Origin of the sequence: Streptomyces sp. NPDC056161 (genome assembly GCF_042268025.1) — a bacterium.
Lineage (GTDB): Bacteria > Actinomycetota > Actinomycetes > Streptomycetales > Streptomycetaceae > Streptomyces.
On sequence record NZ_JBHJUV010000003.1, the window covers coordinates 312,449 to 336,957 of the forward strand.

The window sequence follows — 24,509 nt, forward strand, 5'->3', positions numbered from 1 at the left end:
GGAGGGGTGCGGAGGGATACAGAGGGATACAGAGGGAGAGGGCGGAGGGACGAGGCGTGGTGTCAGCCGGTGAACCCGTTCACGTTGTCCTTGGTGACCACCTTCACCGGTACCTTCACCGTCTCGTCGATCTTCTTGCCCTTGAGCGCGTCGAGCGCGTTGTCCACCGCGATCCTCCCCAACTGGGTGGGCTGCTGCGCCACCGACGCGTACAGCGTGCCGTTCTTCACGGCGGTCAGGCCGTCCGGGGTGCCGTCGAAGCCGACGACCGGGACCGAGCGGCCGGCCTTCGACCCCAGGGCCTTGATCGCGCCGAGGGCCATCTCGTCGTTGGCGGCGATGACACCCTGCACGTCGGGGTGGGCCTGGAGCAGGTTCGACATCACGTCGAGCCCCTTGGTGCGGTCGAAATCCGCGGGCTGCTGGGCCACGACCTGGATGCCCGGGTACGCCTTGAGACCCGCGGTGAAACCGGCGGCGCGCTCGCGGGCGGCGGAGGTGCCGGCCTGCCCCTGGAGGATCACGATCTTCCCGGAGCCGCCCAGCTTCTCGGCGATCGTCTTGGCGGCGAGTTCGCCGCCGGTGACGTTGTCGGAGGCGACGAGGGCGTCCGTACGGGCGTTGTTGACGCCGCGGTCGACGGCGATCACGGGGATCTTCGCCTGGTCGGCGGCCTTCACGGAGTTGCCCGCGGCGTCCGAGTCCACCGGGTTGACGATGATCGCGCCGAGCCGCGAACTGGTGAAGTTCTGCAACTGGTTGGCCTGCTGCGAGGCGTCGTTCTGGGCGTCCGTGACGGTCAGGTCGACGCCGAGCTTCTTCGCCTCGGCCTGCGCGCCCGCCCGGATCTGCACGAAGAACGGGTTGTTGAGGGTGGACAGCGACAGGCCCACCTTCGGGTTGTCGCTGCCGGAGGACCCGTTGTGCAGGAAGGAGGTGGCGCCGACGATCGCCACGGTGACCACGGCCGCAAGACCGTACGACGCCGCCTGCCGGCCCCGGTTGCCGCCGCCGCTGCCCGCGCCCTGCGGGACCGTACCCGCCTTGCGGCGCACGGTGTCGAGCAGCACGGCCAGCGCGATGACGACGCCGATCACGACCTGCTGCCAGAAGGCGGACACGGACAGCAGGTTGAGGCCGTTGCGCAGCACCGCGAGGATCAGCGCGCCGATCAGCGTGCCGAACGCCTTGCCGGTGCCGCCCGCGAGCGACGCGCCGCCGATGACGACCGCGGCGATGGCGTCCAGCTCGTAGCCGTCGGCCGCCTGCGGCTGCGCGGAGGACAGCCGGGAGGCGAGCACGATGCCCGCGGCGGCGGCGAAGACGCCGGAGAGGGCGTAGATCGCGAGCTTCTGCTTCTTGACGCGCAGGCCCGACAGGCGCGCGGCCTCCTCGTTGCCGCCGATCGCGTACATGGAACGGCCGATGTACGTCCGGCCGAGCACGAAGGCCGCGATCAGCCCCATGACGACCATGACCAGCACCGGCACCGGCAGCCAGCCGCCCAGCGTGTCCCCGAGGTGCGAGATCGAGGCGGGGAAGGGGATGGGGGAGCCCTGCGAGATGACCAGGGCCAGGCCGCGGCCCACCGACAGCATGGCGAGCGTCGCGATGAACGGTGGCAGCTTCCCGTACGCGATCAGGAAGCCGTTGACCAGGCCGCAGACGATGCCGGTGACGATCGCGAGGATCACGGCGAGCGCGACCGGCACACCGTGCTGGGTGGCGCCCCAGGCGAGGACCGTGGCCGACAGCGCGGCGACCGAACCGACCGACAGGTCGATGCCCGCCGAGACGATCACGAAGGTCACGCCGAAGGCGAGGATCGCCGTCACGGCCGCCTGGACGCCGATGTTCAGCAGGTTGTCGGTCGTCAGGAAGTCGCCGGACAGGGCCGACAGGACGATGACGAGGACGATGAGCGCGGTGAGCGCGCCGTTTTCGAGCAGCAGGCGGCGCAGGCCGCCCGGGGCGCCGCTCGTGCCCGAACGGCTCTTGAGCGTGTCAGTGGCCACGAGCGGCCTCCGTTTCGGTCGTGGTCGTGGGTGCGGTCGTGGGTGCGGTCGTGGGTGCGGTCGTGGGTGCGGTCGGGGGAGCGGTGGGGGGAACGGTCGGGGGAGCGGTGGGGGTGCTGACGGCGAGCGCCATCACGGCGTCCTGGGTGGCCTCGCCGGCCGCGAGTTCGCCCGCGAGCCGGCCCTGGGCCATCACCAGCACCCGGTCGCTCATGCCCAGGACCTCCGGCAGATCGCTGGAGATCATGAGGACGGCGGCGCCCTGGGCGGTGAGTTCGTTGATGAGCTGGTAGATCTCGACCTTGGCGCCGACGTCGATGCCGCGCGTCGGTTCGTCGAGGATGAGCACCTTGGTGTCGGCGAGCAGCCACTTGCCGATGACGACCTTCTGCTGGTTGCCGCCCGACAGCGTGCCCACCTGCTGGCCGAGGCCCGCCATCCGCACGCCCAGCTGCCCGGCGATCCGTTCGGCCGCCCGGTGCTGCCCCCGCCGGTCGACGAGCCCGGCGCGGGTCGCGGTCCGCAGGGTCACCAGGCCGAGGTTCTCCTCGACGGACGCGTCAAGGACCAGGCCCTGGCCCTTGCGGTCCTCGGGTACGAGGCCGATCCCGGCGCTCAGCGCCGCGCTCACGTCGTGCCGCCGCAGCGGCGCCCCGGCGACCCGCACGGCCCCCTTGTCATAGGGGTCGGCGCCGAACACGGCCCGGACCACCTCGGTCCGGCCGGCCCCGACGAGCCCCGCGACGCCCACGACCTCACCGGCGTGCACCTGGAAGCTGATGTCGTGGAAGACGCCGTCGCGGGTGAGGCCGTCCACGGTGAGCAACGCGTCGCCGGTCGCGGGGCGTTCCCGCGGGTACTGCTGCTCGATGGAGCGGCCCACCATCAGTCGTACCAGCTCGTTCTCCGGCGTGTCGGCCGGGACCTGGCCGACACTCCGGCCGTCCCGGATGACGGTCACCCGGTCGCCGAGCGCGGCGATCTCCTCCAGGTGGTGGGTGATGAACACGACCCCGACGCCGTCCTCGCGCAGCCCGCGCACGATGGCGAACAGCTTCTCGACCTCCTCCGAGGTGAGCACGGCGGTCGGCTCGTCCATGATCAGCACACGCGCGTCCAGGCTGAGCGCCTTGGCGATCTCGACCATCTGGAGGCGTGCGATACCTAGTTCACGGACACGCGCGCGGGGCGACACGTTGAGACCGACGCGAGCGAGCAGGACCTCCGCGTCCGCCTCCATCTTCTTCCGGTCGATCATCCCGAAGCGGCGCGGCTGGCGGCCCAGGAAGATGTTCTCGGCGACCGTCAGGTCGGGTACGAGGTTGAACTCCTGGTAGATGGTGGCGATACCGAGGCGCTCGGAGTCCTGCGCACTGTGGATGCGCACCTCCTCGCCGCCGGCCAGGATCCGCCCGGCGTCGGGGCGGTAGGCACCGGAGAGCATCTTGATCAGGGTGCTCTTGCCGGCGCCGTTCTCACCGAGGAGCACGTGCACCTCGCCGCGGCGCAGGTCGAAGTCGACGCTGTCGAGCGCGACCACGCCCGGGAAGGTCTTGCGAATGCCCTCGATGCGCAGCAACTCGTCCGGGTCGCTCACGACTGGCTCCTGTTCATTACGGGGGACGGCTCTGGCTCTCGGGGAGCTGACGGATTCCGCGAGGCTGACGGTTCTTGTGAAGCCGGCGGCTCCCGGCGGCCGGACGATTCTCGGGGCGCGGGGACCGGTTCCGCGGGATCCGGCTCGCCGCACGAGCGGCGCACGACGAGCCGGGCGGCGAGGGTGACGGACTCGGCCGCCCGCCCCTCGATACGGTCCACCAGCGCCCGTACGGCGGCCCGGCCCAGGTCGCCCGTGGGCTGGGCGACCGTGGTGACCGGCGGGTCGGTGTGCACGAACCACGGGATGTCGTCGAACGCGGCCAGCGCGAGGTCGTCCGGCACCCGCAGCCCGCGCGCGCGAACGGCGTCCAGCGCGCCCAGCGCCATCAGGTTGTCGGCGGCGAAGACGACCTCGGGCGGCTCGGGCAGGTCCAGGAAGCCCTCGGTGACCCGCCGTCCGCTCTCGGCCTTGAAGTCGCCCTGGCCGATGTAGGCGGCGGGCAGCGGGATCCCGTACTCGGCCATGGCCGCCCGGAACGCCTCGACGCGCTCGCTGCCGGTCGTGATGGCGGCGGGCCCCGCGATGATCGCGAGCCGCCGGTGCCCGAGCCGGTGCAGATGGGCGACGAGATCCCGGATCGCGCCCTGCCCGTCCGCACGGACCACCGGGACGTCCACACCCGGGATCCACCGGTCGACGAAGACCATCGGCGTGCCCGCCCGCACGGCGTCCAGCATCAGCGACGAGCCGCCGTCGGTCGGCGAGACGAGCAGCCCGTCGATCCGGCGGTCCAGCAGGTTCCGTACGTGATGGTCCTGGAGGTCGGGCCGTTCGTCGGCGTTGCCGATGATGACGCTGTAGCCGAGCGCGCGGGCCTCCTCCTCGACGGAGCGGGCCAGTTCGGTGAAGTACGGGTTGAGCACGTCGCTGATGACCAGGCCGAGGGTGTGGGTCTGGTCGGTGCGGAGGGAGCGGGCGACGGCGTTGGGCCGGTAGCCCAGGACGTCGACGGCGGCCAGCACGCGCGCACGGGCGTCCGCGCTGACCGACGGATGGTCGTTCAGGACCCGCGACACCGTGGCGACGGAGACCCCCGCCTCGGCGGCGACGTCCTTGATGCTCGCCATCGCCGTACCACCTCCTTGTGGACACGCTTGAGGACACGTGTGGACATGCTTGAACACGCCTGTGCACGCCTGAACACGCCGTGGAATCGATTACATCGACACGTACGGAGGATTGGAATCGATTACACGGGTCGGAGGCAAGAGGCGGAGGGTGGCCGAAACCCAATCGTGACCCGGGGCTGTGCTGAGGCGGGGCCGTGCTGAGGCGGGGCCGCCGTGGGCGTTGCGCCGGGCTGACGCAGCGGAACCTCGACGGCATGGTCATCCGCGCCGACCGTGTCGCCGTCCCCGGCCCCGGCCCCGTCCCCGATGGTGCGGGCCCGTGGTGGTCCGGAAAACACCGGCATCACGGTGAAAATGGAACCCCACTGACGAATCGACGCCCTCCGCCCCTACCGCACACGCGACCAGCAGGAATGCATCCCGTCGACCGACCGTGACGCGGAGTGAACCATCGGGAGGTGGGAGTCGTTACCAAGGGAGAAGTCTGCCGAGCGCTGAAGGAGACCCTCATGGCGAGCATTTCCGACGAAGCTCTTGCGAAGCTGTTGAATGAGACAGAAAAAGGTAAATTGCCCGGCCCGGGGAGCTCGCGGGTCAATGTAGAGGTAGAAAATAATAGAGGGTTCAAGAAAGTTGAATCCTTTCTCTTCTACCCTTGGCTTAGGACCCAGCTGGGACCTGGGAGGGGTCGCCCTTACTCTACGGACTTGATTGAAGCACTTGCAAAGCACGGCTATGAACCCGAAGAACTTCTCAATGGATGGCGTCTTCGGGTCGCCGGGTCGGAAAGAGGCCGGGACCACGACCAAACCGGTAACTCCCACAGTCGAGAGGAAGAAAGTTCTCGCACTCCGATGGCTGAGAAGATGCCGACCGGTTTCCCCGGCCAGTTGGGTTTGGCCGATGCCAGCCTGAACGCCGAGTACGGATATCGGGTGGGAGTCGGCGCACAGGGTTACGCCATGACCCACGCCCAAGAAAGTGTTCCCTGGGAAGTGCCGGACTTCGAAGAGGAAACCCGCGTCGGAGCCCAGGAGCTCGCGGCAGAAATGTCCGCCGCGTACCCAAATTGGCAGGAACTCATCTACGGTGTCACTGACCAGGACTACCTACCGCAGGTACCGCAGCAAGGCTTCAATGAAATGCCGGTCAGTTTCGGGAACCAGGCAGTCCCGGCTGTTCTCCCCGGCCCGGCCTACGATTTCAGCTACCCGATGGGACCCGGCATACAAGGCGGTCCGGCCCAGCCTTACGGCAACTTCTACCAAGCCCCGACCGATATGGGCTACGGCCAAAGCAGTCCGCCTCACAACCCCGTCCACGGGCACGCCGTCCTAACTCAGCCTCCGCTCGGCCCGGCCGGCCAGTTCGGGATGCACGGAACGGACCAGCGCACGACGGACCGGGGCTGGACGGGCGGGCAGTGGCAGATGCCGTCGCAGGGGCAGGTGCCATCGCAGGGGAAGGCACCGACGCGTTGACGGGCCGCCCCGGGTCCGGTGGGTATCCGGTTCCGGCCGTCGTCTGACGGCGGTCCTCTGCCCCGACGAAGACCGCGATGCGGTGGTCGCGCGGCAGCCGGTCCAGGTGTTCGGCGGCGGACCGCTGCACCTCGCGACTTCTTCAAGCGCTGGGGCGAGGAGGTTCCGCGCCCCAGCCTCTCGTCATCGTGAGTCGGCGACCCGACGGCTCACCCGCTCACCCCTCGGTGAACAACTCCGCCGCGTCGGTGGCGTGGACGGCGCGTTGGGCCCAGGCTTCGAGCTGGTCGATTGGCGGTGGCGCTGTTCTGGGTGATGACGATGAGCACGGGCTCGCAGCGGTACTTCTCGAACAAGTACGAGAGGTAGTAGGGCCAGCTGCCCCGTCCCCGATGGTGCGGGCCCGTGGTGGTCCGGAAAACACCGGCATCACGGTGAAAACGGAACCCCACTGACGAATTGACGCCCTCCGCCCCTACCGCACACGCGACCAGCAGGAATGCATCCCGACCGCCTGACCGTGACGCGGAGTGAACCATCGGGAGGCGGGAGCCGTTACTACGGGAGAAGTCTGCCGGGCCCTGAAGGAGACCCCCATGGCGAGAATTTCCGATGAAGCTCTTACGAAGCTGCTGAATGAGACAGAAAGAGGTAAATTACCTCGCGAGAGAGACCTGCGGGTCAGTGTAGAGGTAGACGATAATAAAGCGGAGGGGGGTAAAAGAGTTGAATCTTTTTTGCCCCATGACTGGTTTTACAATCAGTCGCAAACAGGGAGGATGCGTCCTTACCCTGCGGGCTTGATTGAAGCACTTGCAAAGCACGGCTATAAAATCGAAGAATATCTCGATGGGTGGCGTATTCGTGAGGTCACGTCGAAAGGAGGCGCGGACCGCGACCAAGCCAGTAGCTCCCGCAGTCGTGAGAAAAAAAGCTCTCCCACTCCGAAGGCTGAGAAGATACCGACCGGCTCTCCCAGCCAGTCGGGCTCGGCCGATGCCAGCCTGAACGCCGAGTACGGATATCGGGTGGGAGTCGGCGCACAGGGTTACGCCATGACCCACGCCCAAGAAAGTGTTCCATGGGAAGTCCCCGACTTCGAAGAGGAAGCCCGCGTCGGAGCCCAGGAGCTCGCGGCAGAAATGTCCGCCGCGTACCCAAATTGGCAGGAACTCCTCTATGGTGCCACTGCCCAGGACTACCTACCGCAGGTACCGCAGGAAGGCTTCATTGAAATGCCGGTCGGTTTCGGGGACCAGGCGGTGCCGGCTGTTCTCCCCGGCCCGGCCTACGATTTCAGCTACCCGGTGGAATCCGGCATACAAGGCGGTCCGGCCCAGCCTTACGGCGACTTCTACCAAGCCGCGACCGATATGGGCTATGGCCAAAGCAGTCCGCCTCACAACCCCGTCAGCGGACACGCCGTCCTAACTCAGCCTCCGCTCGGTCCGGCCGGCCAGTTCGGGATGCACGGAACGGACCAGCGCACGACGGACCGGGGCTGGACGGGCGGGCAGTGGCAGATGCCGTCGCAGGGGCAGGTGCCATCGCAGGGGAAGGCACCGACGCGTTGACGGGCCGCCCCGGGTCCGGTGGGTATCCGGTTCCGGCCGTCGTCTGACGGCGGTCCTCTGCCCCGACGAAGACCGCGATGCGGTGGTCGCGCGGCAGCCGGTCCAGGTGTTCGGCGGCGGACCGCTGCACCTCGCGACTTCTTCAAGTGCTGGGGCGAGGAGGTTCCGCGCCCCAGCTTTTCGTCATCGTGAGTCGGCGACCCGACGGCTCACCCGCTCACCTCTCGGTGAACAACTCCGCCGCGTCGGTGGCGTGGACGGCGCGTTGGGCCCAGGCTTCGAGCTGGTCGAGGTCGGTGCAGGTGGTCACGCGTTCGCGGACGGTGTCGGGGACGGGGATGCCTCGCCATTCGAGGATGCGGAGAACCATCTTGGCCTGGCCTTCGGCGCGGCCCTGCTCCAGTCCCTGCTCCAGTCCCTGCTCCAGTCCTTGTTCCAGTCCTTGTTCCAGTCCTTGTTCGCGGCCTTCTTCGCGGACTTGTTCGGCCAGGGGGTGTCGCCAGAAGTACTGGATCGCCGTCATCAGGTCCCTCCACATCTGTTTCGCCTGGGGATCGACCAGGCATGAGTCGACGAACTGCACGAAGACCGCGGCGCTGTCGGTGTCGACGGTCCGCAGGGCGGCTGCCAGGGATTCCAGTACGGCCGCGCCTTGTGGACCCTGTCCGTGTGGCATGGCCGACAGCACCGCAAGAGGTACGTCCTGCTTGGCCTGCCGCTCGTCGGCGATGAGCGGTACGTTGTCCGGACCGAGCACGAGCGGGCGTACGGTCAGCGAATCCCAGCCGGGGAAGCCGAGCCTGATGGGCTGTGCGGCCCACTTGGCAGTGGCGCTGTTCTGGGTGATGACGATGAGCACGGGCTCGCAGCGGTACTTCTTGCGCAGACAGGACAGGTGGTACGGCCAGCTTCCCCGCCTCCGATCGTCGGCCTCTCCGAGTGATTCGACCACGAGGAGGTAGGTTCCCTCGTCGGTCTCCGCCCGCAGCAGGGTGTCCACGCGGCGTTCGACGGGTTCGATCTCGGTGAGGTCCACGTTCAGCGCGGCGATCTCCCGGGGTTCGGGAAAAGGCACGTCCAGTACTTGCTGTAACGCCCTCGTCAGCAGTGCCGGGTCCTTCTGGAAGATCCGGTGCAGCGCTTCATGCGATGAGCCGACCATCTGCTCTCCTTTCGTACGATGTGATCAACGAGTCGGGCGCCGGGGCGGCACGGCCGCAGCGGGGTCGTCTACCGTCTGCGGCGGCGTCGTGGCCGACCGCTTTCCATTTCCCCGCGCCCCTTCGGTGCGCGAGCCGCCTGCTTCAGGCGGCGGCGAGTTCGCACCACACGTACTTGCCCCGGCTGCCCTGTCTGGTCAGCGGCTGCCAGCCCCAGAGGTCCGAGCAGGCCCGGACCAGCGCCAGCCCGCGGCCGTCCTCCAGGTCGGAGAGCTGGTCCAACGGGAGTGGCGGCTCCGGAGGTTCGGGGTCGGCGTCCCACGCGCCGATCCGCAGCACCCCTGCCGACCAGCGCACTCGGAGCGCGGCGGGGCCCTTCGTATGGCGTACGGCATTGGAGATCAGTTCCGTCGCCAGCAACTCGGCGACGTCGACCAGACCGATCAGACCGTGGATCGTCAGGATCAGGCGGAGGGTGCGGCGACTGACGGTGACGGCGCGTACGTCGTTCGGGATGTAGAGGGAGTACTCCCAGGGTTCCGCGGTGTTTTCGGGCATGGGTCAACTCCGGTTCGGCGGCGAGGGTTCTTCGGAACGTTGCGATGACCGGCGGTGGCCTTGCCGCAGCCGTCATGGCAGGACGGAGCGGTGCGCTTCCGACTCCCCGGTGTTTTCGCAGCGTGTGCGTCGCATCACCGACAGTAGGTCTATAGATTCATGTCGTGCAAGTCTGTCGCGTAATCTGTCGCCTGAACGAGTCGCGCTTGCAGGCGCGTTGAGCCGAGGAGTGACAGATGGCGCTGAGGCGCGAACCGACGGCCCGGCAGATGCGTTTGGCTGTCGAACTGCGCAGACTCCGTGAAACAGCAGGTTTCAGCGCCCGCCAGGCTGCTGCGCTGCTCGGTGTGGGCCCCGCCCAGATCACCCACATCGAGTCCGGGCTGGCGGGCGTGAGTGAGAAGCGGCTCCGTCGCCTTGCCTCCCACTACGCCTGCACGGACGAGAAATTCATCGATGCCCTGGTCGTCATGGCCACTGATCGGACGCGAGGGTGGTGGGAGCGGTACAGGGGCCTGCTACCGACGTCCTTCTTGGACCTTTCCGAACTGAACCATCACGCCTTGTTCCGTCGGGATGTCGCGATCCTCTACGTGCCGGGACTGATGCAGACGGAGGCTTACGCGCGCGCCGTCTTCACGGGCCGCGTGCCTGAACTCACGTCCGATGAGCTTGAGTTGCGCGTGCAGCACCGAATGGCCGGTCAGAAGATCGCTATTGCCTACGAGCTGGTCATCCACGAGTCGGCTCTGCGCATCAGAGTCAGCGATCGCGCAGCCACCAGGGTGCAACTCACCAAGCTCCTGGAACTCTCCCACGCGGACAACGTCACCGTGCGTGTCATCCCGTTCGACTTGGACGGGTTCGCTAGAGCTGCCAGCACGATGACTTACGTCGGTGGCCCCGTGCCCAAACTGGACACAGTGGTGCGTGACGTACCCCATGGCTCGGCCTTCATCGACTCCGAAGCTCAACTGGGTGCCTTTCGAACGCGCTTCCGTAAGGTGGAAGCTGTGTCACTTGACCCCGCAGGGTCGCGTGACTTCATCCACATGCTTGCGAAGGAGTTGTGAGGCACGCAATGGACAACTGGCGGAAGTCGTCCTACTCGGGGCCCGATGACGGCAACGAGTGCGTGGAGGTGGCCCACTCGCCCGCCCATGTCGCCGTTCGCGATTCGAAGGCTCCGGCCCAGGCGATTCTTGCCTTCCCGACCGTGGCTTTCATAGCGTTCATCGACGGCCTCAAGGTGGCCAACTGGCGGAAGTCGTCCTACTCGGGTCCCGGCGACGGCAACGAGTGCGTGGAGATAGCAAGCTCCTCCACTCATGTCGCCGTCCGCGACTCAAAGGCGCCGGTCAGAGCCACCCTCACCTTCCCCCCCGACGCCTTCACCACCTTCCTCGAAGCACTCAAGAAGAACCCCCGCCGCTGACCTCGGTCCGCGGCGGGGGCCGGCGCGCCGGACGGCGGCTCATGCACGGATGATCCTGCTGACCAGTTCGTCGTTCCACTGCACGTACTCGACACCCGCTCCGTCGGCGTGGCGGGCGTACAGGAAACGTCCGGTCGGGCCGTCGGCCGCGGGGGTCGTGATCGTGGCGTCCGCGGACTTCAGGGTCGCCTGGAGGGCGTCGAGGTCCTCGACGACGACCGTGGCGGTGGCATGGTCGTACTTCGCGCGTTCCTCGGCCGGTCCCGCGATCACCAGGAAGTCGCCGATGGCGGCGAGGCCGACCGCCTCGAAGGCCAGTCGCAGGTGGGGCTGCTCGCCGGTGAGCTGCTGCAAGAGGGGCAGCGCCTGGTCGAGGTCGTCGGTCCACAGGCGTGCGTATGTCTTCAGGATGGCCATGTCTGTCTCCCATAGATCACTTCTGGTTACTCGGAAACCGTAGGTGAGTATTCTCTGACGTGGAAGAATGCACTTTTTGGTGAGAGAGGCACCTGATGGAAACCGAGCAGAGCCGACGTCCGCCGGAGGACGCGGACGAGACCCGCGTCCACTCCCTGGCGCAGGAGATCTTTTCGGGGACCGCCAGCAAGTGGGCTCTGCTGATCATCAATGCCCTCGGTACGCGGACTCTGCGGTTCACCGATCTGATGACCGAGGTGGAGGGCGTCAGCCACAAGATGCTCACCCAGACCCTGCGCGGGCTGGAACGGGACGGAGTCATGCACCGGACCGTCCACGCGACGGTGCCGCCCCGCGTGGACTACCGCCTCACCGAGGCGGGCCTGGAGCTGCGCGACAGGATCAACGGCATGTGTACCTGGACCCGCCGCTACCTGGACGAGATCGAATCCGCGCGCCGCCGCTTCGACGACGGCAAATGATCGCCATCTCGTCGATCCGGTACGGGACTTGAGTGCGCGTTCCCCCGAACTCGCCGTCGTCCGCCGGGTCGTCTGTGAAGGCGCCTTCACGAACTTCACGGAGCCGCATCGGTCTCACGTGGTACCGGGCCCCATGTCCGCCTCTCATGGGACCATCCTTCGGCACGCCGTCACCTACCTCTGAGGACAAGCGCTCATGCTGACCACGCGACGCAGGACGGCAGCGGCCGGCCTCCTTGCCGCCCTCGCCCTCTCCGTGACCGCTTGCGGCGGCGACTCCACCGGCGACTCCAGCGGTGACAAGATCAAGGGGACGGACAGCGGGCAGTCGGGTTCCGCGACTCCGTCCACCTCCGCCTCCGCGACGGCTGGGACGAACGCACCGGCATTCGACCTTCCGTCGGACATCACCGTCACCGTCGACAGGCAGCCGACGGGGGACGCCACCAAGGACGCGGTCCTGCGAGATGTGGCGTACGCGGCGCAGGCCCGTGTCGAGGCGTTCGGCAAGGGGGATGGCGAGACCGCCAATCTGAGCCGCTTCCTCGCGGCCAACGCCCGCATCTACTGGGCCGACCGCGTCGCCGAGTTCAAGAAGGAAGGGCTGACCGTGACGGGCGATTACCGCTACTACGGTTTCGAGGTCACGGACGTCGTGAACGGCAAGGCGGCGGCTCACTACTGCGAGGACCAGAGCAAGGCGTACAACAAGGAGATCAAGACGGGGAAGGTGCAACGCACCCAGCCGAGCGACAAGGATTTCGTTCTGTACACCGTCCAGGCCGCGCGGGACTCCGCCGGTGACTGGCAGGTGGTGCAGCAGAATTGGACGAAGGGGGATGCGTCGTGCGTGCAGGGATAGGCGTGAGCGGTGTTCGTCCGGCTCTCCGGACGGCCGCGGCCATCGGCCTCGTTGTGGCGCTGGGGACGGGCCTGCCGGCGTATGCGGGTGAGACCACGGGCGGTGACTCGGGAAACACCGACCCGGGCCGGTCGGCCCCCGGTGCCGACTCCGCCAACGGCAAGATCGGCGCCCACATCCAGATCCGGCAGAGCAGGACCGGTCGCTCCGGTGGTTCCACCGCGACCGCCACCTCCTCCGACGCCAACTGGAAACCGCCGGTCTGCTGGTACGAGCCGATGTACTCGGCCGACGAATACGAGAAGTTCATCAAGGACGCGTACGGCGGCGCACGGGAGCCCGCGGCGAGCTACGCCAAGAAACGGGACGAGGAGGATTACCACAAGGGGGACAAGGGCCTGTGGTGGCAGGTGCAGTTCCGTGACGACGACTACAGCACGGCGTGCCCCGTCACCACCGACAACTGGGAGATCTGGGTCCCGCCGGCCGACCCGAGGCCCGACCCGAACAAGCTGACTCCGGAGATGCTTTCCGAACTTGCCTACAACTCCACCAAGTTGCCCACTCCTCCCGTCTTGCTGAGCCCGGCCGCCGACCGGCTCATCGTGAACCTCGGGACGCGGGTGAAGCTCGACAGCGACTTCGACCGGGTGTGGACGACCGCCAGCATCGACTACAAGGGCGTTCGGCTGGCCGCGACCACCGTCGCGACCCCGGTGGCGCTCAAGATCGATGCCGGTACCGCGGACGCCGACCCCAAGTCGTGTACGTACGACCTGGTCAAGGGCGCGGGCGGCTACACGGTCGACAGCGGGGACGCGGGGTGCAACGTCACGTACCGACGTTCGTCCGGCAGCGGAACCTACCCCTTGAAGGCGTCGATCACCTGGAAGGTGACCTGGACCGACTCCGCCGACCCGGACGGGCCCGCGCGGCAGCCGGGACTGCCGGACGGGCTGTCCACGTTCGAGCAGGACGTGACCGTCAAGGAGATCCAGGCGGTGAACCGCTAGGGCCCAGGCCGCGGCGCCGTACCGGCGCCCAGCCCGGCCCGGCCCGTTCGGACCGTAGGCCGACGGTGTTCGGTCCGTAGGCCGGCGGTGTTCGGTCCGTAAGCCGACCCGCTCGGACGGAGGTTGGTCCGCTCGGACCGGAGGCCGGCCCGTCCGGTGAAGGCCAGATCGGCCGTGCGGGGCGGGGACGATGCCGTGGCGCAGCAGGTACGCCCCGAGGGGACCGTGTCCGTTGCCGGTCACCGGGTCCTCGGCGATCCCGATCGCCGGTGCGAACATCCGCGACCAGGTGAGCAGCCGGGGATCGCCGGTGGCCCTGGTGAAGACGGAGAAGCCGCCCACGCCGGTCTCGCGGCTGAGCGCGGTCAACGCGGCGGGGTCCGGTCGCAGGCCGTCCACCGCGGTGCGGTCGCGCAGTTCGACCAGCACCTTGGCGTGGCCGGTGGACACGGTCTGGACCGGGCCGTCGTCCGCCAGGTCCCGGGCACCGGCGCCCAGGGTTCGTAGCAGCCGCTCCACCCGGCCGCCGTCCCAGGCGGGTCCGAACGTGGCGGCTCCCTGGTGCATGCCGATCCGCACCCGCTCGCCCTCGCGCTGGATCTCCACCCGTTGGAGCAGGCCGGTGCCGGTCTTCTGCACCAGTGAGCCCGACGGCAGCCCGTACTCGACGGCGCGGGCGAAATGCGCCCCCACGGTGGCGTGCCCGCAGGTCGGCACCTCGGTAGTCGGGGTGAAGAACCGCACCCGTACGTCGTGGTCCGTGCCGTCGGCGGCGAGTACGAAGGCCGTCTCCGAGTTGTTCAGTTCCCGTGCGACGGCCGGCATCTGGGCGTCCGTCAGCCCGTCGGCGTCCAGCACCACACCGGCCGGGTTGCCGGTGAACGGCGCACGGGTGAAGGAGTCGACCTGGTACAGGACTCTCATCGGACTTCGTATCACGGGGGCCTCGCCATGGACCCGGTCAACGGTACGACGCCGTCGGCCCCTCCCCGCGGCGCGAGGGCGCCCTCGGCACCGGCGGCCGGCACGGCGGGCCGGTGGCCGGGTGCCTGCCGGACGGCGCTGTCACCGCCCGGCGGTACGGTCGGGGCATGGTGCAGCAGGCGGGGAACGCGACGGCCGAGCGGACGCTCGCCGTGGTCGAGGGTGTGCTGGAGCGGATCACGTACGCCAACGAGGAGAACGGCTACACCGTCGCCCGCGTGGACACCGGCAGAGGCGCCGCGGACCTGCTCACGGTGGTCGGCGCGCTGCTCGGCGCGCAGGTCGGCGAGTCGTTGCGGATGGAGGGCCGCTGGGGCTCCCACCCGCAGTACGGCAAGCAGTTCACCGTCGAGAACTACACCACCGTGCTGCCGGCGACCGTGCAGGGCATCCGGCGTTACCTCGGTTCGGGTCTGGTCAAGGGCATCGGGCCGGTCTTCGCGGACCGCATCACCCAGCACTTCGGCCTGGACACGCTGCGGATCATCGAGGAGGAGCCGAAGCGGCTGATCGAGGTGCCCGGCCTCGGTCCGAAGCGCACCGGGAGGATCGCCGACGCCTGGGAGGAGCAGAAGGCGATCAAGGAGGTCATGCTCTTCCTCCAGACCGTCGAGGTGTCCACGTCCATCGCCGTGCGGATCTACAAGAAGTACGGTGACGCGTCCATCTCCGTCGTGAAGAACCAGCCCTACCGGCTGGCCGCCGACGTGTGGGGCATCGGCTTCCTCACGGCTGACAAGATCGCCCAGTCCGTCGGCATTCCGCACGACAGCCCGGAGCGCGTCAAGGCGGGCCTCCAGTACGCGCTGTCGCAATCCACCGACCAGGGCCACTGCTTCCTCCCCGAGGAACGGCTCATCGCCGACGCGGTGAAGCTGCTCCAGGTCGACACCGGCCTGGTGATCGAGTGCCTGGCGGAGCTGGCCGAGCCGCCGGAGGAGGGCGCCGATCCGGGCGTCGTACGGGAGAAGGTGCCAGGACCCGACGGCGGCGAGCCCGTCACCGCCGTCTATCTCGTCCCCTTCCACCGGGCCGAACTCTCCCTCGCGGCCCAGCTGTCGCGTCTGCTGCGCACCGACGAGGACCGGATGCCGGTCTTCCGGGACGTCGACTGGGACAAGGCCCTCGGCTGGCTCAAGGGGCGCACCGGCGCCGACCTCGCGCCCGAGCAGGAGGCCGCCGTGCGGCTGGCGCTGACCGAGAAGGTCGCCGTCCTCACCGGCGGCCCCGGGTGCGGCAAGTCCTTCACGGTCCGTTCCATCGTGGAGCTGGCCCGCGCCAAACAGGCCCGGGTCGTGCTCGCCGCGCCCACCGGCCGGGCCGCCAAAAGGCTGGCCGAGCTGACCGGCGCCGAGGCGTCCACCGTGCACCGGCTGCTGGAGCTGAAGCCGGGCGGTGACGCGGCGTACGACAAGGACCGCCCGCTCCAGGCCGACCTGGTCGTCGTCGACGAGGCGTCCATGCTGGACCTGCTGCTCGCCAACAAACTGGCCAAGGCGGTGCCTCCGGGCGCCCACCTGCTGTTCGTCGGGGACGTCGACCAACTGCCGAGCGTCGGCGCGGGCGAGGTGCTGCGGGACCTGCTGGCCGACGGCAGCCCGATGCCGTCCGTCCGGCTCACCCGGGTCTTCCGGCAGGCCCAGCAGTCCGGCGTGGTGACCAACGCCCACCGCATCAACTCCGGTCAGCATCCGCTCACCGACGGCATGAAGGACTTCTTCCTCTTCGTCGAGGACGACACGGAGGAGGCCGGCCGCCTCACCGTGGACGTGGCCGCGCGCCGTATCCCGGCCCGGTTCGGGCTCGACCCGCGCCGGGACGTGCAGGTGCTCGCGCCGATGCACCGCGGTCCGGCCGGCGCCGGCACCCTCAACGGGCTGCTCCAACAGGCCGTCACACCGGCCCGCCCGGACCTGCCGGAGAAGCGGTTCGGCGGCCGGGTCTTCCGCGTCGGCGACAAGGTCACCCAGATCCGGAACAACTACGAGAAAGGGGAGAACGGCGTCTTCAACGGCACCGTGGGCGTGGTCACCTCGCTCGACCCGGTCGAGCAGCGGCTGACGGTGCTGACCGACGAGGACGAGGAGGTGCCGTACGACTTCGACGAACTGGACGAGCTGGCCCACGCGTACGCGGTGACCATCCACCGCTCGCAGGGCAGCGAGTACCCGGCGGTGGTGATCCCCGTCACCACGGGGGCCTGGATGATGCTCCAGCGCAATCTGCTCTACACGGCGGTCACCCGCGCGAAACGGCTGGTCGTGCTCGTCGGTTCGCGCAAGGCGATCGGCCAGGCGGTGCGCACCGTGTCGGCCGGACGGCGGTGCACGGCCCTCGCCTTCAGGCTGGAGCACCGAAAATGATCGATCAAATCAGTCGGGAAGGTCACAGAGGCCACAGGGGACTTCCAGATGGGCGGACAACGGGGCAGGATGAGCAAGTTGGCGGCACTGAGTGCCGCCGATAAGCCCAATGGTCGACCCCGAGTGCACTCTCCTGAGCCAAATGGGGGATGGTAGAGACAGTCAGGGCACCTCGAAGATGAGGCACTACGCCGGTGAGGGAAGACGTGAGCGACAACTCTGTAGTACTGCGGTACGGCGACGGCGAGTACACCTACCCGGTGATCGACAGCACCGTCGGTGACAAGGGCTTCGACATCGGGAAGCTCCGCGCCCAGACCGGTCTGGTGACTCTGGACAGTGGTTACGGCAACACGGCCGCCTATAAATCCGCCGTCACCTACCTCGACGGCGAGGCGGGCATCCTGCGGTACCGGGGTTACCCGATCGAGCAGCTGGCGGAGCGCTCCACCTTCCTGGAGGTGGCGTACCTGCTGATCAACGGCGAGCTGCCGACCGTGGACGAGCTGACCACGTTCAAGAACGACGTGACGCAGCACACACTGCTGCACGAGGACGTCAAGAACTTCTACACGGGCTTCCCGCGCGACGCCCACCCGATGGCCATGCTGTCGTCGGTCGTCTCGGCGCTGTCCACCTTCTACCAGGACAGCCACAACCCGTTCGACGAGAAGCAGCGCAACCTCTCCACCATCCGGCTGCTCGCCAAGCTTCCCACCATCGCGGCGTACGCCTACAAGAAGTCGATCGGCCACCCGTTCGTCTACCCGCGCAACGACCTCGGCTACGTCGAGAACTTCCTCCGCATGACCTTCTCGGTCCCGGCCGACGAGTACGAGCCGGACCCGGTCGTCGTCGCCGCCCTCGACAAGCTGCTCATCCTGCACGCCGACCACGAGCAGAACTGTTCGACCTCCACGGTCCGCCTGGTCGGCTCCTCCCAGGCCAACATGTTCGCGTCGATCTCGGCCGGCATCTCCGCCCTGTGGGGTCCGCTGCACGGCGGCGCCAACCAGTCGGTCCTGGAGATGCTGGAGGGCATCCAGGAGAGCGGCGGTGACGTCGACACCTTCATCCGCAAGGTGAAGAACAAGGAGGACGGCGTCCGCCTGATGGGCTTCGGCCACCGGGTCTACAAGAACTTCGACCCGCGCGCCAAGATCATCAAGGCTGCCGCGCACGACGTGCTCTCGGCCCTCGGCAAGTCCGACGAGCTGCTCGACATCGCCCTCAAGCTGGAGGAGCACGCGCTTTCCGACAGCTACTTCGTCGAGCGCAAGCTCTACCCGAACGTCGACTTCTACACCGGCCTGATCTACCGCGCCATGGGCTTCCCGACGGAGATGTTCACCGTCCTGTTCGCCCTCGGCCGGCTGCCGGGCTGGATCGCCCAGTGGCAGGAAATGATCAAGGAGCCGGGTTCTCGTATCGGCCGCCCGCGCCAGATCTACACGGGCGTCGTGGAGCGGGACTTCGTGCCGGTCGAGGGGCGCTGACACCCCGCCGGTGAAGGGCGGCCCGGTCCCCACGGGGGCGGGGCGGCCCCGGACGTGCCCCTTCGGCTCCGCGGCCCCTTCGGCCCGCGAGCCGGAGGGGCACGTCTGTGGTGTCTGGGTCGCCAGTGCGGCTGCTTGCGTCGCCTGCGCGGCCCGCACTGTCTCAGGAGCGGGAGAGATCCCGTAGTCCCCGATGTCCCGTAGTCCCCGATGTCCCGCGGTCCCGATGTCCCGCGGTCCCGTCGTCGTGCGGTCCCGATGTCCCACAGAACCCCCGCGGAACCCCGCGGACGCAGAAGGCGCCCTGGAACGCCGGTCCCCCCACGGGCCGACGACCAGGGCGCCTTCCCGTGTCCCGGTACGGATTCCCCCCACGGGATCCGGCCGGGCGCTTGCGAAAGCAGCGCCTGAATCGCTGCGTGAGCACAACGAGCAAAACCCGCCGTGCTCCAGTGGTGCGTGCATCTGCCGGGACCCGTACAGACCGGGAGGGCCGCTCAAAGCTTCCCGGTGTACGTGCCCCGGCAACGCATCTCTGAGGAAGTCCCCCAAGACATCCTCAGATGCCAGCCGACGCCCCCCAAGACGTCGCCTGGCATCGTCAACTTAGACCGTCGAACCCCTTCGATGGTTACGTTCACACCACTGTGATCTGCGTCTCTTGCATATGTCCGTTAGATGCGCAAGGGCCCCGATATAGCAATCGGCGCTCAAGCGTGAGGATGATGCATGAGCCTTGTGGAGAGCTTATGTGAGGTGCGCTTCGGACTCCAGGGGGCTCCTGCCTCGACTTCGACGTACTGTCGGTAACTTCTGCCGTACTCACCGAAACCTCCGTGATCATCCGGTTCGGTGGGGTGGCTGTGCGTCGGGTCGCGTGCCACCGCCCGGCCCGACGTCGGTAGCCGGTGGCCGGGCGGGGTGTGGCGTGCGGGGCGTGGCGGGTGCTCGGGTGGTCGCCTCAGACCGTGCCGACCAGTTCGAAGCCGGCCTCGTCGACGGCGTCGCGGACGGCCTTCTCGTCGAGCGGCGCGGCGGAGGCGACGGTGACCTCGCCGGTCGAGGCGACGGCCTGCACCGAGCTGACGCCGGGGATCTCGGAGATCTCGGCGGAGACGGCACCCTCGCAGTGTCCGCAGCTCATCCCGCTGACCTTGTAGACGGTGGTGACGGTGGTGGGGGTGTCGATCTGGGCGGTCATGTCTTGCTCCTCGTCGAGGCAGGTGGGGCCGATGGGCTCCACAGTGGGGCCTGCATTCTCCAGATTATACCCCTAGGGGGTATTTACCCAAGGAGGCGGGCCGCACGCGCCTCGCTCTCACGTCGAGTCGCGGTCGTGTCCCTTGGGCGTGCGCAGCGCCAGGACCGCACAGAGCAGGGAGCCGGCGAACAGCAGCAGGGCCGCCAGTGACCGGGCGTTCTCCGCCGCGTAGGCGAACAGGGCCGCCAGTACCGGCACGGCCGGCACGTACCACAGCCGGCGGCGCCACCGGCTCGCGCGGCCCCGGCGTCGCGCGGGCGGGGACCGCCGCGGGCCGGGGATGCGGGCCCTGGGTGCGCCGGGCGGCGGCGAGTGGGTCACGGCGACGGGTCCCCTCGGAGGCGGTTATCCGCACCTTATGCAGACGTGCCCCGCGCCGCAGTCCGGGAGCCGCCGCCGGAGTTCCCGGCCCGGCCGTCACGCCGTCGGACGGCGTCCAGGGGTGCCCCGAGGGGCCCGTCCAGGGGTCCGCCAGGACAATGGCCATCCGGCGGAGCGCCGGCGGAGCGCCGGTGGAGCGCCGGTGGAGCGCCGGTGGAGCGCTCGGCATGGACGGGCCGGACAGAGGAGCAGAGGCGGATGCGGGCTGTGGTGTTCGAGCGGTACGGGGAGCCGGCCGAGGTCCGAGAGGTGGCGGATCCGGAGCCGGCGGAGCACGGGGTCGTGGTGCGGGTCGAGGCGACCGGCCTGTGCCGCAGTGACTGGCACGGCTGGATGGGCCACGACCCGGACGTCACCCTGCCGCACGTGCCCGGTCATGAACTCGCCGGAGTCGTCGAGGCGGTGGGCGCCCGGGTCACCGGCTGGCACCCCGGCGACCGGGTCACCGTGCCCTTCGTCTGCGCCTGCGGGAGCTGCCCGGCCTGCGCGGCGGGCGACCAGCAGGTGTGCGAGCGGCAGACCCAGCCCGGCTTCGACCGCTGGGGCTCGTTCGCCGAGTACGTGGCGCTCGACCACGCCGACGTGAACCTGGTCGGCGTTCCCGACGGGATGTCCTACGCCACCGCCGCCGCCCTCGGCTGCCGTTTCGCGACCGCCTTCCGCGCGGTGGTGCAGCAGGGCCGGGTGGCGGCGGGGGAGTGGGTCGCGGTGCACGGGTGCGGCGGCGTGGGGCTGTCCGCGGTGATGATCGCGGCGGCGGCCGGGGCACGGGTGGTCGCCGTGGACGTGTCGGCCGGGGCCCTGGACCTGGCGCGCGCGTTCGGCGCGGCGGAGTGCGTCGACGCCACGGGCACCGCGGACCCGGCGGCGGTGGTGCGCGAGCTGACCGGCGGCGGCGCCCAGCTGTCCCTGGACGCGCTCGGCTCCCCGGCCACCTGCGCGGCCTCGGTGGGCGGGCTGCGCCGCCGCGGCCGGCACGTCCAGGTGGGCCTGCTGCCCTCCGCGGACGGCAGCACGCCGGTGCCCATGGCCCGCGCCATCGCCCTGGAGCTGGAACTCCTCGGCAGCCACGGCATGGCCGCACACGCCTATCCGGCGATGCTGGAACTGGTCCGGGCGGGGGTGCTGCGCCCCGACCGGCTGGTGACCGCGACGATCCCGCTGGACGCGGCACCGGCCGCGCTGGCGGCGATGGGCGCGGCAGCCGGGGCGGCGGCGGGGGTGGCAGCGGCCGGAGCGGCGGGCGTGGCGGCGCCGGAAGCCGGGCATGCGGGAGCCGGGCGTGCGGGAGCCGGGCGTGCGGGAGCCGGGCGTGCGGGAGCCGGGCGTGCGGGGGTCACGGTCATCGAGCCGTGGGCCTGAGGACCGTCCGCTCCCGCACGCACCGCGTGCGCCGTGGCCCCGCCCGCGGACTCGACGAAGCGCCCGCAGGACGGCCTCGGCACCGGTCGGTCCTTGAGTCGGGCGGGCCCGCGGGCGCAGCCGCAGCGGTCACCGGCGTCAGTCCTGGCGTCGGCCGCGGTTGCGGGGGCGGGAGGCGACCCAGGCGCGGACGGTGTCCGCGTACCAGTAGGGCCTGCCGCCCTCCACGTGGTCGGGCGGGGGCAGCAGCCCGTGTTTGCGGTAGGACCGTACGGTGTCCGGCTGCACCCGGATGTGTGCCGCGATCTCCTTGTAGGACCAGAGCCTTCGGTCGGTCATGAGTCGCACCTCCCTGCACGCGCCGCGGTGGCGACCCGGACGGCCGTCGGAGGAGCCGGGCGCAGCGTCGGCGATCACCAGCCTGTGCGCGGTGAACGACGCGACCCGGGCGCCGGGCAGGGCCTGTGGGCGGGGTGTGACCCAGCGTCAGCAGACATGTGACATAGGGGAAATCCTCGGGACATTTGTGACAGAGGTGATACGGAGGTGCGCGCCGGGCCGCGAAGGGTCGCGCCGACCCGAGGAGGACGCCGAGGAGGACGCCGAGGGGGCCGCCGAGGGGGCCGAGCGGGGCTACGTCCCTCGTGGCGTGCCGGACCCGGGCCGCGGCGGGTCACGGGCCCCCGAGTCGGCCGAGCGACCCCCAGGTCCGCCGCCGTACGGGCAACTACCGTGACACACGGGGTTAATGGGGCGGATACGGCCGGGTGGTGAAGTCTGGCCAGGTTGCCACGCCGACCCAGGAGGATTCCTTGAGCCAACCGCAACCACCCACCGCCGAGCAGGTGGACGCCTACATACGGACCAGGCTCGCGCTGGCCGGGGTCGATCTCGACCTGCTGCCCGAGACCCCCGACGCCGCGACCGGCGTCCCCACCCGCGGTCAGGCCCTCGCCTCCCTGCGGTCGTTCGTCACCGCGTCGGCGGTGGCCATCGCCGGCTGGACTCCGGCAGCGGGCGGGACGCCCGAGCCCGCCTACGCCCAGCAGACCTCGGCGCCCTTGCTGTATCCCTCCGTCACCGAGGCATGGACCGGAAAGGCGGACGCGAAGTGAGCGACGCCCTGGGCGGCACCCGCCGGGCCCTCAACCGCCGTACGTTTCTGGCCAGTTCCGCGGCGGTGACCGGGGCGGCCGTGGCCGGTGGTGTGCTGCTGCCCTCGCCCGCCGCGGCGGCGCCCGCCGCGGCAGCCGGCGGTGCGGGTCTGACCCTGCCCGACATCGAGGTACGCGACGCCGCGCGGAAGGACCCGACCGAGGCGACGCTGGCCGAGGCGGCCGTGCTGATGCGGCAGCGCAAGCTGACCTCGGTCACGCTGGTCGAGGCGTATCTGGACCGGATCGGCACGTTCGACTCCGTCTACCAGGCATACGCCGAGGTGACGGGCGACCGGGCGCTGGCCGCCGCCCGGACCGCCGACCGGCGGACCGGGCGGCGGGGGGTGCTCAACGGGATCCCGCTCTGCATCAAGGACAACTACTTCACCAAGGACGTCCCGACCCGCGCCAATTCGTACATCTTCGAGGACTTCGTGCCCGAGTACGACGCCACCGCCGTCGCCCGGCTGACCGGCGCCGGGGGCATCGTGCTCGGCAAGGGGCAGATGGGGCCGCTGGCGACCACCCGCGCGACGCTGCCCAACGGCACCGTCACCACCGTCAACGCCTGGACCCCGGACGACCCCGCCGTCGACCCGGGCGGCTCCTCCACCGGCCCCGCCTGTGCCGTCGCCGCACGGATGGCGTCCTCGTCCATCGGCACCCAGACCGGCGGATCGATCGTCCTGCCCGCCAACCGGCAGAATCTCACCGGTCTCAAACCCACTCTGGGCCGTGCCTCCGTATACGGCGTCATCCCGCTCTCCTACACCCGCGACCACTCCGGTCCGCTGGCCCGCGACGCGATGGACGCCGCCCTGATGCTCTCCGTGCTCGCCGGTCCCGACCCCGGCGACCCCCGCACCCTCGGCCTCCCGGACGTCCCCGATCTGGTCCGCGCGGCCACCCCGGTCATCGCACGGCGGGGCGGGGCGCAGATGCGGCACGCCACCCGTATCGGGGTGCCGGCCGACTTCCTCGGTACCGACGGCGACGTGCGCCGCGCGCTGCTGGACCGGCTCGACGGCATCTCCGGGGTGACCCTGGTCGATGTCGCCTACCCCGCGGACTGGTCCCTGCTGACCAGCGGGTTCAACGCGGCACGGCTGCCTGAGCGGACGGAACCGTTCCGGTACTGGCTGCGCGAGGATCCCCGCAAGTTCGGGGTGTCCTTGCTGAGCTGGTTGCAGGGGCTGATGCTCTCCGGGGACGAGTGGATCACCGCACAGCGGGCCAAGAACCATCTGCTGCGGGAAGTCCTCGACACGGTCATGAACGACTGCGATGTGCTGTTCCAGACCGATGTGGTGCCCTTCGACCTGCTGGGCCTGCCACTGATCGGCTTCCCCGCCGGGTTCGTCGACGGCGTACCCTCCGGGGTCCTCCTCGGTGGCCAGCCCTACGAGGAGGACCGGCTGCTGGAGGTCGTGGCCGCCTACCAGGCCGTCACCGACTGGCACACCCGTCGCCCCGCCGACCCCGCCACCCCGTCGAAATCCACATCGAAATCCACATCGAAATCCACATCGAAATCCACGTCGACCATGTCCAAAAGCGCCGTGCGCGCGGCCGGCACCGGGCCGCGGCTGACCGCCGAGGAAGCGGCCGAACTGTCCGCCTGACCCGCACCGCCGCCCCGGACCCGACCGCACCGCGGGGCCGGGGCCGGGGCCGGCCCTGGGCGGTGGTGGGTCGCGCGGTGCGGGCAGCTCTCCCCTTGGAGGGGCGCGGGGCAGCGGGGAGCGGCGCCTCCGCCACGGTGGGGCTCTCCTGTTCGA

21 protein-coding genes and 2 pseudogenes are annotated in these 24,509 nt (G+C 69.5%); 13 read left to right on the plus strand and 10 right to left on the minus strand.

Annotated features, from left to right (window positions below):
* Nucleotides 1–62: 62 nt before the first annotated feature.
* The 3 genes from ACFC09_RS05080 to ACFC09_RS05090 are packed head-to-tail and all read right to left on the minus strand — an operon-like array spanning nt 63 to nt 4,742.
* Nucleotides 63–2,015, minus strand: a complete 1,953-nt coding sequence (locus tag ACFC09_RS05080) for a substrate-binding domain-containing protein (protein WP_376524052.1) — start codon at nt 2,013–2,015, stop codon at nt 63–65.
* Nucleotides 2,005–3,612 carry a sugar ABC transporter ATP-binding protein gene (locus ACFC09_RS05085; RefSeq protein ID WP_376524054.1) on the minus strand — a complete coding sequence of 536 codons (1,608 nt, stop codon included), beginning with the start codon at nt 3,610–3,612 and terminating at the stop codon, nt 2,005–2,007. Before ACFC09_RS05085 ends, ACFC09_RS05080 begins: the two co-directional genes overlap by 11 nt.
* Nucleotides 3,609–4,742, minus strand: a complete 1,134-nt coding sequence (locus ACFC09_RS05090; RefSeq protein WP_376524055.1) for a LacI family DNA-binding transcriptional regulator — start codon at nt 4,740–4,742, stop codon at nt 3,609–3,611. The genes ACFC09_RS05085 and ACFC09_RS05090 overlap by 4 nt, the downstream gene beginning before the upstream one ends.
* Before the next feature lie 512 nt (nt 4,743–5,254).
* Here ACFC09_RS05090 and ACFC09_RS05095 point away from each other — a divergent pair.
* Complete coding sequence (locus tag ACFC09_RS05095; protein WP_376524057.1) at nt 5,255–6,226, plus strand: hypothetical protein; 972 nt, start codon at nt 5,255–5,257, stop codon at nt 6,224–6,226.
* Between the two features lie 596 nt (nt 6,227–6,822).
* A complete protein-coding gene (locus tag ACFC09_RS05100; protein WP_376524059.1) occupies nt 6,823–7,800 on the plus strand; it encodes a hypothetical protein in 978 nt (325 codons plus the stop codon).
* A gap of 217 nt (nt 7,801–8,017) precedes the next feature.
* On the opposite strand, the gene ACFC09_RS05105 is transcribed toward ACFC09_RS05100, so the two are convergent.
* Together ACFC09_RS05105 and ACFC09_RS05110 are read right to left on the minus strand one after the other, a co-directional pair.
* Nucleotides 8,018–8,962: a hypothetical protein gene (locus ACFC09_RS05105; protein WP_376524060.1), complete on the minus strand. Its 945-nt coding sequence runs from the start codon at nt 8,960–8,962 to the stop codon at nt 8,018–8,020.
* 142 nt (nt 8,963–9,104) lie between these two features.
* Nucleotides 9,105–9,518 carry an ATP-binding protein gene (locus tag ACFC09_RS05110; protein WP_376524061.1) on the minus strand — a complete coding sequence of 138 codons (414 nt, stop codon included), beginning with the start codon at nt 9,516–9,518 and terminating at the stop codon, nt 9,105–9,107.
* 236 nt (nt 9,519–9,754) lie between these two features.
* Here ACFC09_RS05110 and ACFC09_RS05115 point away from each other — a divergent pair, with 236 nt between their 5' ends.
* The 3 genes and pseudogenes from ACFC09_RS05115 (at nt 9,755) to ACFC09_RS05125 (ending at nt 10,953) form a co-directional block, all read left to right on the plus strand.
* Entirely contained in the window at nt 9,755–10,591 is an 837-nt protein-coding gene (locus ACFC09_RS05115; protein WP_376524063.1) for a helix-turn-helix transcriptional regulator, read from the plus strand.
* Nucleotides 10,592–10,599: 8 nt separating this feature from the next.
* A pseudogene (locus tag ACFC09_RS05120) lies at nt 10,600–10,755 on the plus strand (DUF397 domain-containing protein); the annotation flags it as partial.
* 12 nt (nt 10,756–10,767) lie between these two features.
* The gene (locus ACFC09_RS05125) at nt 10,768–10,953 is read left to right on the plus strand and encodes a DUF397 domain-containing protein (RefSeq protein ID WP_376524125.1); all 186 of its coding nucleotides are present in this window, start codon (nt 10,768–10,770) and stop codon (nt 10,951–10,953) included.
* Nucleotides 10,954–10,992: 39 nt separating this feature from the next.
* Here the strand turns inward: ACFC09_RS05125 and ACFC09_RS05130 are convergent, their stop codons facing one another.
* Nucleotides 10,993–11,370 (minus strand): VOC family protein, encoded by a 378-nt coding sequence (locus ACFC09_RS05130; RefSeq protein ID WP_376524064.1) that lies wholly within the window; start codon nt 11,368–11,370, stop codon nt 10,993–10,995.
* A gap of 95 nt (nt 11,371–11,465) precedes the next feature.
* On the opposite strand from ACFC09_RS05130, the gene ACFC09_RS05135 reads away from it, so the two are divergent.
* The 3 genes from ACFC09_RS05135 (at nt 11,466) to ACFC09_RS05145 (ending at nt 13,727) form a co-directional block, all read left to right on the plus strand.
* Entirely contained in the window at nt 11,466–11,852 is a 387-nt protein-coding gene (locus ACFC09_RS05135; protein ID WP_376524066.1) for a winged helix-turn-helix transcriptional regulator, read from the plus strand.
* A gap of 196 nt (nt 11,853–12,048) precedes the next feature.
* The gene (locus ACFC09_RS05140) at nt 12,049–12,714 is read left to right on the plus strand and encodes a hypothetical protein (RefSeq protein WP_376524067.1); all 666 of its coding nucleotides are present in this window, start codon (nt 12,049–12,051) and stop codon (nt 12,712–12,714) included.
* Nucleotides 12,715–12,716: 2 nt separating this feature from the next.
* Nucleotides 12,717–13,727: a hypothetical protein gene (locus ACFC09_RS05145; RefSeq protein ID WP_376524069.1), complete on the plus strand. Its 1,011-nt coding sequence runs from the start codon at nt 12,717–12,719 to the stop codon at nt 13,725–13,727.
* A 237-nt stretch (nt 13,728–13,964) separates the two neighbouring features.
* On the opposite strand, the pseudogene ACFC09_RS05150 reads toward ACFC09_RS05145, so the two are convergent.
* Nucleotides 13,965–14,651, minus strand: a pseudogene (locus ACFC09_RS05150) (PhzF family phenazine biosynthesis isomerase); the annotation flags it as partial.
* 167 nt (nt 14,652–14,818) lie between these two features.
* Between ACFC09_RS05150 and ACFC09_RS05155 the strand changes: the two are divergent.
* Together ACFC09_RS05155 and ACFC09_RS05160 are read left to right on the plus strand one after the other, a co-directional pair.
* On the plus strand, nt 14,819–17,074 hold the full coding sequence (locus ACFC09_RS05155; RefSeq protein ID WP_376524070.1) for an ATP-dependent RecD-like DNA helicase: 2,256 nt from the start codon (nt 14,819–14,821) through the stop codon (nt 17,072–17,074).
* 206 nt (nt 17,075–17,280) lie between these two features.
* A complete protein-coding gene (locus tag ACFC09_RS05160) occupies nt 17,281–18,570 on the plus strand; it encodes a citrate synthase (protein WP_376524072.1) in 1,290 nt (429 codons plus the stop codon).
* 961 nt (nt 18,571–19,531) lie between these two features.
* Here ACFC09_RS05160 and ACFC09_RS05165 read toward each other — a convergent pair.
* Both ACFC09_RS05165 and ACFC09_RS05170 read right to left on the minus strand, forming a co-directional pair.
* Entirely contained in the window at nt 19,532–19,771 is a 240-nt protein-coding gene (locus tag ACFC09_RS05165) for a heavy-metal-associated domain-containing protein (protein WP_376524073.1), read from the minus strand.
* A gap of 117 nt (nt 19,772–19,888) precedes the next feature.
* Entirely contained in the window at nt 19,889–20,029 is a 141-nt protein-coding gene (locus ACFC09_RS05170) for a hypothetical protein (protein WP_376524075.1), read from the minus strand.
* A gap of 381 nt (nt 20,030–20,410) precedes the next feature.
* On the opposite strand from ACFC09_RS05170, the gene ACFC09_RS05175 reads away from it, so the two are divergent.
* Complete coding sequence (locus ACFC09_RS05175) at nt 20,411–21,574, plus strand: zinc-dependent alcohol dehydrogenase family protein (RefSeq protein WP_376524077.1); 1,164 nt, start codon at nt 20,411–20,413, stop codon at nt 21,572–21,574.
* A gap of 138 nt (nt 21,575–21,712) precedes the next feature.
* Here ACFC09_RS05175 and ACFC09_RS05180 read toward each other — a convergent pair whose 3' ends face one another.
* Entirely contained in the window at nt 21,713–21,913 is a 201-nt protein-coding gene (locus tag ACFC09_RS05180; protein WP_376524079.1) for a helix-turn-helix transcriptional regulator, read from the minus strand.
* 473 nt (nt 21,914–22,386) lie between these two features.
* On the opposite strand from ACFC09_RS05180, the gene ACFC09_RS05185 reads away from it, so the two are divergent.
* Complete coding sequence (locus ACFC09_RS05185; protein ID WP_376524080.1) at nt 22,387–22,689, plus strand: hypothetical protein; 303 nt, start codon at nt 22,387–22,389, stop codon at nt 22,687–22,689.
* Entirely contained in the window at nt 22,686–24,353 is a 1,668-nt protein-coding gene (locus ACFC09_RS05190; RefSeq protein WP_376524081.1) for an amidase, read from the plus strand. Before ACFC09_RS05185 ends, ACFC09_RS05190 begins: the two co-directional genes overlap by 4 nt.
* The last annotated feature ends 156 nt before the right edge of the window (nt 24,354–24,509 follow it).

Coding starts and splice junctions, on each gene's coding strand:
- ACFC09_RS05090 (WP_376524055.1), bottom strand. CDS start 4,742: ATGGCGAGCATCAAGGACGTCGCCGCCGAGGCGGGGGTCTCCGTCGCC.
- ACFC09_RS05095 (WP_376524057.1), top strand. CDS start 5,255: ATGGCGAGCATTTCCGACGAAGCTCTTGCGAAGCTGTTGAATGAGACA.
- ACFC09_RS05100 (WP_376524059.1), top strand. CDS start 6,823: ATGGCGAGAATTTCCGATGAAGCTCTTACGAAGCTGCTGAATGAGACA.
- ACFC09_RS05105 (WP_376524060.1), bottom strand. CDS start 8,962: ATGGTCGGCTCATCGCATGAAGCGCTGCACCGGATCTTCCAGAAGGAC.
- ACFC09_RS05110 (WP_376524061.1), bottom strand. CDS start 9,518: ATGCCCGAAAACACCGCGGAACCCTGGGAGTACTCCCTCTACATCCCG.
- ACFC09_RS05115 (WP_376524063.1), top strand. CDS start 9,755: ATGGCGCTGAGGCGCGAACCGACGGCCCGGCAGATGCGTTTGGCTGTC.
- ACFC09_RS05130 (WP_376524064.1), bottom strand. CDS start 11,370: ATGGCCATCCTGAAGACATACGCACGCCTGTGGACCGACGACCTCGAC.
- ACFC09_RS05135 (WP_376524066.1), top strand. CDS start 11,466: ATGGAAACCGAGCAGAGCCGACGTCCGCCGGAGGACGCGGACGAGACC.
- ACFC09_RS05140 (WP_376524067.1), top strand. CDS start 12,049: ATGCTGACCACGCGACGCAGGACGGCAGCGGCCGGCCTCCTTGCCGCC.
- ACFC09_RS05155 (WP_376524070.1), top strand. CDS start 14,819: ATGGTGCAGCAGGCGGGGAACGCGACGGCCGAGCGGACGCTCGCCGTG.
- ACFC09_RS05165 (WP_376524073.1), bottom strand. CDS start 19,771: ATGACCGCCCAGATCGACACCCCCACCACCGTCACCACCGTCTACAAG.
- ACFC09_RS05175 (WP_376524077.1), top strand. CDS start 20,411: ATGCGGGCTGTGGTGTTCGAGCGGTACGGGGAGCCGGCCGAGGTCCGA.
- ACFC09_RS05180 (WP_376524079.1), bottom strand. CDS start 21,913: ATGACCGACCGAAGGCTCTGGTCCTACAAGGAGATCGCGGCACACATC.